A 12,508-nucleotide genomic window follows, 5' to 3' on the forward strand; every position below is an offset into this window, starting at 1 on the left:
TGTCGAAAAAGACTGCCTCTAAAGACAGTCTTTGCTTTGTATACAATAATACTTAAAAGGTAAGTTTTTCATTTAGCTTGTTGGCCAAACACCTTCATAAGCAGATGTACCGTAGTTGATTTTTTCAGCACTTACAATAAAGCTGATCAGCATTGAATTTTCGTCTACCGCATCGAAATCTACTTCGTGCTGAATAACGTATCCGTTTTCCCAATTCAAAGTAATCAAAGTACCTTCTTCGTGAGATTTGTTGAAAGTGATTTCACCTGAAGTAGGCTTGTATTTTCCGTTTAACAATGACTCTAGGATGTCAGATTTTTCTGTTGCCTCGATTGTTAATTTGATTAATGCATTCGAAGGATCTGATGCTACTCTACCCGATACGTCTGTTGATCTTGAAACGCTGTAGTTCAGTTTTAATAATTTCTGACCTTCGCTGCCATTGAATTTTAAGATTCCTCTTGAATTTGCTGCCATGATTTGTAAATTTTAATCGTTAATATTTCGTGTAATGATTTTTTGTATACCCAAAGATAATTACACAAAAACTATTTTTTAAACTTTTAAATCATTATTTCGAAAATTGTAGTAGTTCTACGATTTCATGTAGTAAAACTACGATAGCAGAAAATTTACTTGATTTATAACGATCAAAAGAATCGAATACTTATTCAATCATTCATTCAATATAATTAGTTTAACCTAAATTTTAATTTTAAATCATCTTCAACCTTTCCTCTTCCAAGTCAATTTGGAATAATTGCTGACGGATAATTTCCTCATTTATTTTGGGATCTTTATTCAGTTCCGAAAGATATTCTCGCTGAATCTCAAGCATTTCAACAAAAATTACTTTTGTTTTTTCATTCATCCAACTGTCATCGGTAGCTTTTGTACGTTCTTCCCAATGTTTCAGGAACATTTCCAATCCAGCGTGATCTTTTAATTCGTTTTCATATTTAGACTTCAGAAATTGATACATATGTTGTTTCAATTCTTTTTTATTCTTTGTTTTGTTAAAATTTCATTTTCTTCATTGAAAACGCCATCAAAAAATCCAGTTTTTCTAATGATGTAAGGCAAAGTAAGCCCTTGCACCAATAGGGTCAGCAGAATTACAACAAACGTGATAAACAGGATCAAATTCCTGTGCGGGAAAGCTTCGCCATTATCTAAAGTCACAGGAATCGCCAAAGCTGCTGCCAAAGAAACTACGCCTCTCATTCCTGTCCAGCCTAACAGAAGCGGCATCATCCAACGTCGTCTTCTGGAAGATGCGTGTGGCTGTACACTTGGACGGAAAATCATGGTAGAAATTAGTGCGGCATACGAACTGATCATTCTTGCAGCGATTAGAATTCCGGTTACCAAAACTCCATAACCAATAGCAGTTTCCAAAGGAATTTGATCCTCTCGAAGCCCATCTACAATTTCCGGTAATTCCAAACCGATGATAAGAAAAACAACGCCATTCAAAATAAAAATAAGACTTTCCCAAACGCTGTATGCATGAATCCGGCTTGTGCTGTTCAGAAATTTTAATCGTCTTGCTGACATGAAAAGTCCACCAGCTACAACTGCCAAAACTCCCGAACTGTGTAGCTGTTCTGCAACCCAGTACATGACGTAAGGCTCAATGATGGTCAGTGCAATATCAGAAGGAGCATCTGTTGGCAAAAGTTTGTGTGCCTTGACGAAAAGCCATCCTAACAACAAGCCAATCCCAACACCACCAATCACCATCCAAAAGAAACTCATCGTAGCATCCTGCCAAACAAACTGCCCCGTTCCAACCGCAACTAATGCAAATCGGAAAATAATCAATGAAGAAGCATCATTCAGCAAACTTTCCCCTTCTAAAATTGTAGAGGTAGATCTCGGAATTTTAACAAATTTGGTGATTGCACCCGTACTTACTGCATCGGGAGGAGAAACGATTCCACCGAGCAAAAACCCTAAAGCAATCGTAAATCCCGGGATATAATAATTGGTAATCAGCGCAACAGATAAAGCAGTAAAAAACACAACAAGAAAGGCAAAACTTCCGATAATTCGCCACCATTTCATCATTTCTTTAAATGAAATCTTCCAGGCTGCTTCAAACAATAACGGCGGAAGGAATATGAAAAAGATCAGATCCGGATCAATTTTTATCACAGGTAATCCAGGAATAAAACTGATGATTAACCCTCCAATAACCAATAAAATGGGATAAGCAATTTTCAGTTTGGCAGCAAACATATTCAAAAGAACGATGACGCCGACCATTGCCAATATAAAAGGTAAAAGACTGTGCATTTGTATTATTTGTGTTTTAAAATACAAAAATAAGAAATACATCGATTGATAAAGTTATTATTCTATGTTGAAAAATTAATTATGTAAACTATTTTTTTAAAACTTTAAAAATTATTAAACTTTATTTTTATTTCACAATTAATTGAAACTACTTACTTTTGACTTCCATTTAAATCAATAAATTCCAACAAAAAGAAAATGAAAAAAATACTATACCTGTTTTCCATCGTCTTATCAACCTTCTTATCTGCTCAAAAAACTCCTATTAAAATTCTTCCTTCTGGTCATATTATTGCAAAAGCCACGATCGAAGGGAAAGAAGGAAATTTTATTTTCGATACAGGTGGTGGAATCAATCTTTTCTTTGACAGTTTTGCGAAAGACATCAAGCCAAAATCTACTTACAATTTCTTTACAGCCTACCGAGCGACAGGCGAAAGAATAGATATTCCTTTGTACCAAAATAAAGAAATTACATTTGCAGGTAAAAAATTCACCAACATTTCTTACTCAACTTTTGACATGAAACTTGACGGTATCGATGGATTAATCTCTTTACCTATGTTTAAAGAAACAGATTTTATCATTCATTTTGATAAGCAGGAAATCACTTTAACCGATTTTTCAAAAGATAAAAAGTCAAAAAGTTTTGATATTCAATTAACCACCCATGCGGATAAAACCATTGACATCTCTACTTATATAATGCTAAATAATCAATTTAAAATTCAGGTTTTACTAGATTCCGGAGCGGGAAATAATTCTTTCTGGCTCAGTGACAAATTGATTAAAACTTTGGGTATGGATGCAGCAAAACTCGAGATGATGGAAAAGAAAAGTGAGTTTAATGAAAACGTTGTAACCAAATTCTACAAAGGATCAGTGGGATCAATTTCCAATGAATTTGTCACACTGAAAGATCCAAAAGTGATGTTTGTAGAAGGCCTTATCTACGAAGGGAAAACCAGCATCAATTGGCTCGGAAAGAAAATAGGAATCAGCCTGAAAAATAAAAAAATATACATCCTTGATTAAGCACCATCTAAACTTCAGAATATCTTTATCTTATAAGTCCGTTGCATCTAGTTAAAAAACAATAAAAATGTGGTTTTTTAACCGCAGATATGCTTAATTTGATTAAATTTACCTCCATTCCGTAATGGAATATTGAAGGAAATTTAACGTTAGTCCAGAATACCTATGACAAAGAAGAATGCCACCATTTATGATATTTCCAGAAAGCTAAACGTAAGTGTGGCAACGGTTTCCAGAGCATTGAATGACAATCCGAGAATCAGTCAGGCCACGAAAGATCTGGTGATGAAGACTGCCAAAGAGATGAACTATAAGCAGAATAATCTTGCCAAAGCCCTCAAAAGCGGAGAAACCAAAAACGTAGGAATTATCGTTCCCTACATCAATACCAACTTTTTCTCGTCCGTCATCCGTGGAATTGAGGAGGAACTTTCTCTGCATGGCTATCATGTGATTATCTGCCAGAGTCATGAAGATGTTTTGACCGAAAAGAAACACCTAAATACTTTACTAAATGCTCAGGTAGACGGAATTTTCATGTCTGTTTCCAGAACAACGGTTGATACAGAACACATTCAGCATATTTTAAATACAACAAATACACCTATTATATTTTTCGATAGAAAGAAAGACATTCCTGGAATTAGCACGGTTACGATTGATGATTACCGTGGCGGTTATATGGCAACCGAACATCTGATTAGTGAAGGTTACAAAAACATCTGTCACTTTGCCGGAGATTTGAATCTTGAAATTTATCAAAACCGTCTGAATGGTTATAAACAAGCCTTAATCGACCACAACTTTCAGGTAAAAGAGGAAAACATTATTTCTACTGGAAGTTCTATTGAGGCAGGAATTGAAGCCATCAAAACTTTATGGAGCAGACCTTCAATTCCCGATGCTATATTTTCTTCTAGTGATTTTGCAGCACTTGGTGCTTGTCAGGAATTAAAAAAACGTAAAATTAAAATCCCTCAGGAAGTTGCTGTGATTGGTTTCTCCAATGAACCTTTTACTCAATTTATGGAGCTTCCGATGAGCTCGATGGATCAGACTCCACTGCTTATGGGAAATATGGCCGGACAGGTTTTTATAGATCGCATCAAAGATAATTCTTCCGGAGTTTCTATTGAAAAGAAAGTGGTGCTGGCACCGCAGATTTGTGTGAGGAAGTCTTCGAAGAGGAAGTAGGTTTTCTCTTTAGAACTTTTTTTAATACTCTTTAAACCACCCCGTTTTTTTCCTTTCGGAAAAATCCACCCCTCCTCTGGAGGGGTGGATCGATTTTCGAAGAAAATTGAGACGGGGTGGTTTAATAAGCATAATGCTGAACAATAAAATCCTCCAAACCCTTTATCACAAACCCCAAATTATTCTTCACATCAAAATCAGTTATTCTAAAAATTTCCAGTCCTAAAGATTCCAAATACTTCTGCCTTACTTCATCATAATCTTTTTTTTACATCATGGCTCCAGCCGACAATTTCAATAACCAACCCTAACTTTTTGACATAAAAATCAACGATGTAATTTCCAATAATTCTCTGCCGGTCAAAATCTATGTTGTGAAAACTTTTTGCTCGAACCTGATTCCAAAAAATCACTTCACTTAAAATTCCGGCTTTTCGCTTTCCGTATAATAATGATTTTAATTTTGGATTATACGGAAGGTTTTCTACGAAATTTTCACGGATGGAAATTCCGTTGATTCGGGTTAATATTTCTTTCATTGTGCTGTGTTTTTATTTGTATTTGTGGACTTCTTAAACCACCCGTCTTTTTTCTTCGAAAAAATCCACCCCTCCGAGGGAGGGGAATTATAGTCTTCGTAAGAAGAATAAGACTTTAATTCAAATTTAGAAATATAAGACAAATATTCAATGAAAACCTACACATGAAAAATTCCCCTCCTCTGGAGGGGTGGCGAAAATTTGAAAGAATTTTTGACGGGGTGGTTTGTTTTCGCAGGAATGTAGAAAATGTTTGCTTCTGAGTGCATCTGATTGAATACGAGTAAGATGCTCGCATAAGATTGGGAAGTTTTTTCAAACAAATGGATTAAGGAAAAGATAAATTATATTCATCAAAATCCTGTAAAACAGAAAATAGTGGCAGAGCCCAAGCATTACTATTTCAGCAGTGCCAGAAATTATGCAGAGTTAGATAATGCTTTAGATGTTTTTGTGGTTTTTATGGGGTGACTCCTTGTGTTTTTTAGTCACGGATTGCAAATCCGCGACATCGGGCGAATGGGCTTTCCTAGTAAGTGAATTAAAACTTGATATATCTTTTTATTTCATTATTTTTAACAAATTATAGTTTGGATGGTGCATTGCTTACAGCCAAATGTAACACAAATTTTATGATGATAAATCAAATTACTTTTACTCGATTCTTAGCCGCAATATCAATTGTAATATTTCATTATGGACATAATACTTTTTTTATGAAAATAATTATATAAATTTAATTGTTTCAAATGCACATATTGGTGTAAGCTATTTTTTTATTTTATCTGGTTTTATTATGATTATTGCCTATAATAATAAAAATATTAATGTCTTAAATTACTATAAAAATAGATTTGCTCGAATATATCCTATGTACATTTTTGCATTATTATTGTTTTTAGTAATTACTAAAAACAATAATAATGAACAGATTTTTTATAATGTTGTTGGACTACAATCTTGGATTCCTGGATTTCCTTTAACATTAAATACACCAGGATGGTCTATTTCTGTTGAAATATTTTTTACAGCTTATTTCCTCTTATTTTTTACTTTTTTAAAAAATATACTTTTAAAACTACTTCAATAATTATAATTGTATTTTGGATTATAAGTCAGTTATTTATAAACTTTTTTACTAAAACGAATTTTTATGAAGGATATCCTTCGAAAAGTCATGATTTTGCATTTTATTTTCCCGTTATGCATTTAAATGAATTCTTAATTGGAAATTTATCTGCAATGTTTTTTTTAACAAAAATGAAAGTTAGAAACTATGACCTTTTAATAATAATATTTGTATTTATAACAATTATAATTTTAAAATTCACATCATTACAATTGCACAATGGTTTGTTGTCTGTAACATTTGCTCCATTAATAATTTTGATATCTGCAAACAATGGTTATATAACAAAAATATTTGACAATAAAATATTCTGCTATTTAGGAGAAGTGAGTTATTCATTGTATATACTCCAGTATCCTGTTAATAAAATAATGAAAAAAATATTTACATATTATAATATGCCTATTGACAACATGCAGTTCTTATTTATTTTCATATTGTTTTTATTAGTTTTTTCAATCATTTCATATGAATTAATTGAAAAAAATGCTAGACTATTAATAAAAAAATTATACTAATAGAATATAGGTGAGAGCCAATCCTCATACTTCACAGAAAAACGGGCTGAAGCTCGTTCCTATGGATACCAAATTTGTTTTTGCTTGTGAAAATATTCGTGTTAATTGTGTTTAGACAATCCTAAGGTTTAAACAAACCCAAAAAAGAAAATGCTCCCCACCGAAGCAAGAAGCATTTTCAACCCTAATATTTAATATAATTAACCCATTACAGAGAGACTCCTCGTCTCCATGGAATGAAATCATTCTGATTAAGAACGTCCGCTTTGGTTTTTACTTCGCCGCTTGCTACGTTGATGATGAGTTCCAGAAGTTCGTCTGCCGCTTCGGGAATTGTTTTTTCTCCGCTGATTACGGTACCTGCATTGAAATCAATAATGTCTGACATTTTTTCTGCCAAAACCGTGTTGGAAGAAATCTTTACAACCGGAGAAATAGGATTTCCCATCGGAGTTCCAAGACCTGTGGTGAAAAGTACCACTGTTGCACCTGAACCTACTAAAGCCGTTGTACATTCGGCATCATTTCCGGGAGTACATAGAAGATTCAGACCTGGTTTTGTAGCATATTCTGTAAAATCAAGAACTTCCACAATTGGGGCAGCTCCTCCTTTTTTAGAGGCTCCTGCGGATTTCATGGCATCGGTAATTAAACCATCTTTGATGTTTCCGGGAGACGGATTCATATCAAATCCTGATCCTGCCGCAACCACAGAGGCTTCAAAATCTTTCATCAGCTTCAGGAATTTTACACCGTCTTCATCGTTGATGCAACGGTTCACCAGCTCCTGCTCTACTCCACACAATTCAGGGAACTCAGCCAGCATTGTTGTTCCGCCTACTGCCGCCATAATATCTGAAACTTCGCCCAAAACTGGGTTTGCAGAAATTCCTGAGAAACCGTCTGAGCCGCCACATTCCAAACCAATGTTCAGTTTGGTGATAGATGCCGGTTTTCTCTCTATTTCGTTGGCTTTTTTAATGCCTTCGTATGAATCTTTGATAACGCCGGTCAGCATTTCATCGATGGTACCCGATTTTTGCTGTTCGTAAACGACGATTGGTTTTTTGTTATTTGGAGCCAGTGCGTGCAGTGAATCCATAAAAATCTGCACCTGAAGATTCTGACAGCCTAAGCTGAGAACAGTAGCTCCGGCAACATTCGGATTGTTGACGTATCCTGCGAACAGTCTTCCCAACGCTTCAGCATCCTGACGGATTCCGCCACAACCGCCCTGGTGCGTGATGAATCTTACGTCGATATTTTTAAATACTCTTGTATCAGGTTCTTCCTCTTCCACCGCAACATCAGCAGTTGCACCGCCGTTCAGTAACGAACGAAGTAAAAGTTGGTGTTTGCTGGCTTTATCGTGAAGTAATTCTTTTTCGAAAATATCCTTCAGTGTTTCGATATTCTTGTTTTCGCAGAATACCAACGGGAAAAACAGCCACACGTTTTCTGTTCCTACCTGTCCGTCTTCGCGGTGGTAGCCCATGAACGTACGGTCTTTCCACTTGTCAACATTGGGTGGAGTCCAGCCCAAAGTAGCGGTTTTCCCGACCACTTTTGCACTTTGGTGCTTTACGTTTTCGGTGGTAATAACTTCGCCTTTCTTGATGGATTGGTTGGCTTTTCCAACGATTACGCCATACATCAAAATATGGTCGCCATCCTTAAAATCTACGGCAGCGAATTTATGTTTTGCTTTAATATCTTTAAGAATCGTATAATCTGTACCGTCTAAGTGCACCGATTCTCCGGCAGGCAAATCCATCAACGCTACAATAACGTTGTCTTTGGGATTTACTTTCAGTACTTTCTTTTGCATGATTGTTTAAGAATAAAATTGAATAAAATTTTTGTAAGCAGTTTCCATGTCATTGTGATCGATTTCGTACAATGCTTTTGCTACTGCGGCTTTCAGACCTTCCACATTTGTAAGGTCGGTATCCCAGAATAGTTTTTCGCTTAATGCCTGTTCTGAAACGACTTCGTAATCTTCGTTTTTCCAGATTTCTTTGAATCTGTTGATGATAGCTTCTTCATCATTCAGAGGAAGAGATTTTTCACCAAAACTTCCCTGATAGAATCTGATTAAACTTGCCAGAGAGAACGTTAAGTTCAACGGAAGTTTGTTATTTCTTTCAACATAAGTCAACAAACTCGGAACGACTCTTACTTTAAATTTAGAAACAAAATATAAAGCAATGCTTGCCAAATGATGCTTAATGAAAGGGTTTCTGAATCTGTCGAAAACTTCTTCCGCAAATTCTTTCAGTTCAGTTTCATCTAAACCTAAAGTCTGATTAACTTCATTAAATATCGATTCGCTTAAAAAAGTTCCGATAAACTGGTCATCAATCGCTTCTTTTACGATTTCTTTTCCTGCTAAAATGGCCGGAGCCAACATCAACGTATGTCCACCATTCAGGATTCTCACTTTTCTCAAACGGTATGGCTGAATATCATCCACCACCAAAATCTGTTCGTTGATTTGATCGAATGGAATTCTCTGTTTTAAATCTTCACCCCCCTGAATCACCCATAAAAGGAATGTTTCAGAAACCACCATCATCGGATCTTCATAATCCAACTGATCTTCATATGTCGCCGCGTCATCTTTCGGGTAACCCGGCACAATTCTGTCGACCAAAGTATTGTGGAAGTGATTGCTCTGTTCAACCCATTGCGCAAAACCTTCTTCTAAATTCCAAAGTTGGGCATATTTTAAGATAATATTTTTTAAAACAACCGCATTTTCTTCAATCAGCTCGCAGGGAATAATTCTTAAACCTTTATCTGACGCTCCATTGAAATGCTTGTACCTTTCATGAAGTAAAACCGCTACTTTCGCAGGGAAATTTTTGTGCGGACCTTCGTAGGTATTTTCAGTTTCGTCGTAAGCAATTCCAGTTTCGGTTGTATTTGAAAAGACAAATTCAAGCTCTTCTTCCTTTGCTAATTCTAAAAAACTATTATAATCTGTATAAGGATTAATCGACTTCTGAATCGCTGAAATAACGCATTTCTCATCGATGATTTCACCTTTTTTTATACCTCTTGAAAATAAAGTATACAAATTCCCCTGTTCTTCAAGCTTGTGAACCGAACCATTTGGAGTAGGCTGAATGTTTACAATTCCTGCATTGAAAGCTGCTTCTTTATTTAATTTATCGACTACATAATCTGTAAATCCACGCATGAAGTTTCCTCCACCGAATTGTATGATTTTGATTGGTAATTTTGTATCTATACCGCTGTTTTGACGGTTTAACTGTTGTTTTGTCTGATTTTCCATTTTTCTAAATTGAATTAAATTGTGCTTTTAATTCTGTTTAATCATGATGCGGGATGCTGTCTTTAAACGCAAAGTCCGCTAAGATTTTTTTTAATGCTTGATGTATATTTTTAAGTTCGCAAAGGCGTTCTACTTAGCAAAGAACTCAAAGTTTTATATTTGAACCATTAAGATTTATTAAGGAATTAAGATTAGTTAAGAGAAATATTTCTTAAGATTGAACTTCGATTTGCTTGCAAATTTTTAATCTTTCTTAACTTCTTAATTCTCCTTAATGGTTTAAATTTTATTTTCTATTTACTGATTACCTTATATTTTGGAACCAATGATTTCATTACGACCCATGCAATAAGATAAGCGACTGCACAGATTGAGAAAATGATCATGTATCCTTTGTCAATTCCGTCTGAAACCACTGCACCTGATTTTTCTAACTGTTTGAAAAAATCATCCGGTAAACGGTCGTTGACATACTGTGGATATTTTTCCAACAGAGGAACTCCGTCAACGGTTGACCATGCTTTGTGTGAGTGATCAAATAAAACTCCTGAAGATTTATTGATGATAAACGATCCGATTCCTCCTGCCATTCCGCCAATTCCTGTGATGGTTGCGATGGCTTTTTTCGGGAACATATCGCCCACTGTTGAGAAGATATTGGCTGACCACGCTTGGTGTGCTGCTCCTGCAACTCCGATAATTAAAACCGGAATCCAATAAGTAATTGTTCCTAGAGGTTGTGCTAAAAGTGCCAACAGAGGGAAAAATGCGAAAATCAACATCGCTTTCATTCTTCCTGTGTAAGCATTCATTCCTAATTTTTCAACAAAATATTTTGGAAGCCATCCTCCGATAATCGACAGCAAAGTAATCATGTACAATACGAATAATGGCAATGCACTTTGTGTGGAATCCATTCCGTAAACCGAACTCAAATAAGCGGGAGTCCAGAATAGGAAGAACCACCAAACGCCGTCTGTCATGAACTTTCCGAAGGCAAAAGCCCAGGTCTGTCTGTAGCTGAAACATTCTTTGAACGTAAATACTTTTTCCGGAACTGAAGTATCTTCATTAGGGAGATCGTCCTGATCCTGATTGATATACGTTAATTCGTGCTCGTTAACTCTTTTATGTAAATGTGGCTTTTTGTAAACGAATACCCAAAGTCCCATCCATACAAACCCAAGCGCACCGATGATGATAAATGCCCATTCCCAACCCATTGATTTTGCAATAAATGGAATCGTAAGCGGTGCAGCCAAAGCTCCTACTGTCGCTCCTGCATTCCAGATACTTGTAGAAAATGCTCTGTCTTTTTTAGGAAAATATTCTGCCGTCGTTTTGATCGCTGCCGGGAAATTTCCTGCCTCACCAATCGCCAATACGAAACGTGCAAAAACAAATAAGGTAACACTTGTACTGATGATGGCAGAAGTATTGGAAACTGTTCCGATTAATTCTTTAGAACCATGAAAACCGGCCGTCCAAGTCCCAGTAAGAATTCCTGAAGTTGCTATTCCACAGAATGCGTGTAAAACTGCCCCGATCGACCAAACTCCGATTGCCCAAAGGAAACCTTTTTTGGTATCCATGAAATCCACGAATTTTCCTGCGAAAAGCATTCCCACCGCATAAAATATGGAGAATAATGCGGTGATGTTTCCGTAATCATTGTTATTCCAGTGAAATTCCGGTGCGATAAAATCTTTCCACGTCAAAGATAAAACCTGACGATCCAGATAATTGATCGTGGTGGCGAGAAATAAAAGAAGACAGATCGTCCACCTGTATTGTGTCGGCTTAAGAGATTTAACTGAACTCATAGTCATTTATTTATTTTAAAGTCTGAATGATATCCAGCACTTTTTTGGTTTCAATTTCTATCGTCGCATAGTCTTTCGCAAGCATCAATTCTTTGCTTACCAGCTTGCTTCCCATTCCTACTGCAGAAACTCCGGCTTTGAACCAGCTTTCAATGCTTTCCTTCGTAGTATCAACACCACCAGTCGGCATAAATTTCAGATTCGGGAAAACATCTTTGATGGCGCTCATAAATCCAGGTCCCAAAGCGTTCCCCGGGAATAATTTAATGAAAGTTACCCCAGCCGTTTCAGCCTCAATAATTTCTGTCGGAGTCATACAACCCGGGCTGTACAACAAATCTTTCGGAATTAAAAATGCTGCAACTTCCGCCACAAAACCAGGACTGATAAAGAAATCCGCTCCTGCTTTGTAATAATCTTCAGCTTGCTGTACATTTTTAATGGTTCCGATTCCGAGAAGCATTTCAGGCATTTCTGCGTTACGAACTTCTACCATTTTTGTGAAATTGCTCAACGCAGCTTCTCCTCGGCTGGTATATTCTACCGCACGGATTCCTGCTTTGTAAAGCGATCTCAATATTTCTAAAGTTACCGTTTCATCAGCATTGTAATACAGAGGCAAAGCTCCCTGATCAATAATGATGTTTGTAACCAATTGAATTTTTGTCATTTTG

The 12,508-nt window shown here is 36.2% G+C and carries 10 protein-coding genes and 2 pseudogenes; 4 read left to right on the forward strand and 8 right to left on the reverse strand.

Features of this window, described 5'->3' with window-relative positions:
- Positions 1-72: 72 nt before the first annotated feature.
- The 3 genes from tssD to EAG08_RS06630 form a co-directional block, all read right to left on the reverse strand.
- Positions 73-477, reverse strand: coding sequence for a type VI secretion system tube protein TssD (gene tssD, locus EAG08_RS06625; RefSeq protein ID WP_185145185.1), 405 nt, complete (start codon positions 475-477; stop codon positions 73-75).
- A 238-nt stretch (positions 478-715) separates the two neighbouring features.
- Positions 716-994, reverse strand: coding sequence for a hypothetical protein (locus tag EAG08_RS22905; protein WP_317126313.1), 279 nt, complete (start codon positions 992-994; stop codon positions 716-718).
- Positions 991-2,298: a Na+/H+ antiporter gene (locus EAG08_RS06630; RefSeq protein WP_317126314.1), complete on the reverse strand. Its 1,308-nt coding sequence runs from the start codon at positions 2,296-2,298 to the stop codon at positions 991-993. Before EAG08_RS06630 ends, EAG08_RS22905 begins: the two co-directional genes overlap by 4 nt.
- 198 nt (positions 2,299-2,496) lie before the next feature.
- Here EAG08_RS06630 and EAG08_RS06635 point away from each other — a divergent pair, with 198 nt between their 5' ends.
- Positions 2,497-3,333, forward strand: coding sequence for a retropepsin-like aspartic protease (locus tag EAG08_RS06635; protein WP_129534768.1), 837 nt, complete (start codon positions 2,497-2,499; stop codon positions 3,331-3,333).
- Positions 3,334-3,498: 165 nt separating this feature from the next.
- On the forward strand, positions 3,499-4,527 hold the full coding sequence (locus EAG08_RS06640) for a LacI family DNA-binding transcriptional regulator (RefSeq protein ID WP_129534769.1): 1,029 nt from the start codon (positions 3,499-3,501) through the stop codon (positions 4,525-4,527).
- A gap of 254 nt (positions 4,528-4,781) precedes the next feature.
- Here the strand turns inward: EAG08_RS06640 and EAG08_RS06645 are convergent, their stop codons facing one another.
- Positions 4,782-5,066, reverse strand: coding sequence for a DUF559 domain-containing protein (locus tag EAG08_RS06645; protein ID WP_228446802.1), 285 nt, complete (start codon positions 5,064-5,066; stop codon positions 4,782-4,784).
- 309 nt (positions 5,067-5,375) lie between these two features.
- Here EAG08_RS06645 and EAG08_RS06650 point away from each other — a divergent pair.
- Both EAG08_RS06650 and EAG08_RS23110 read left to right on the forward strand, forming a co-directional pair.
- A pseudogene (locus tag EAG08_RS06650) lies at positions 5,376-5,537 on the forward strand (transposase); the annotation flags it as partial.
- A gap of 322 nt (positions 5,538-5,859) precedes the next feature.
- Positions 5,860-6,713, forward strand: a pseudogene (locus EAG08_RS23110) (acyltransferase family protein).
- A gap of 208 nt (positions 6,714-6,921) precedes the next feature.
- Here the strand turns inward: EAG08_RS23110 and EAG08_RS06660 are convergent.
- The 4 genes from EAG08_RS06660 to EAG08_RS06675 all read right to left on the reverse strand — a co-directional run bounded on the left by EAG08_RS06660 (position 6,922) and on the right by EAG08_RS06675 (position 12,504).
- Positions 6,922-8,541, reverse strand: coding sequence for a UxaA family hydrolase (locus tag EAG08_RS06660; protein ID WP_129534770.1), 1,620 nt, complete (start codon positions 8,539-8,541; stop codon positions 6,922-6,924).
- Positions 8,542-8,547: 6 nt separating this feature from the next.
- A complete protein-coding gene (locus tag EAG08_RS06665; protein WP_129534771.1) occupies positions 8,548-10,011 on the reverse strand; it encodes a tagaturonate reductase in 1,464 nt (487 codons plus the stop codon).
- A 293-nt stretch (positions 10,012-10,304) separates the two neighbouring features.
- Positions 10,305-11,834, reverse strand: coding sequence for an MFS transporter (locus tag EAG08_RS06670; protein ID WP_129534772.1), 1,530 nt, complete (start codon positions 11,832-11,834; stop codon positions 10,305-10,307).
- Between the two features lie 10 nt (positions 11,835-11,844).
- Positions 11,845-12,504 carry a bifunctional 4-hydroxy-2-oxoglutarate aldolase/2-dehydro-3-deoxy-phosphogluconate aldolase gene (locus EAG08_RS06675; RefSeq protein ID WP_129534773.1) on the reverse strand — a complete coding sequence of 220 codons (660 nt, stop codon included), beginning with the start codon at positions 12,502-12,504 and terminating at the stop codon, positions 11,845-11,847.
- Between the last annotated feature and the right edge of the window lie 4 nt (positions 12,505-12,508).

It is taken from the genome of Chryseobacterium sp. 3008163, assembly GCF_003669035.1.
Classification (GTDB): domain Bacteria; phylum Bacteroidota; class Bacteroidia; order Flavobacteriales; family Weeksellaceae; genus Chryseobacterium.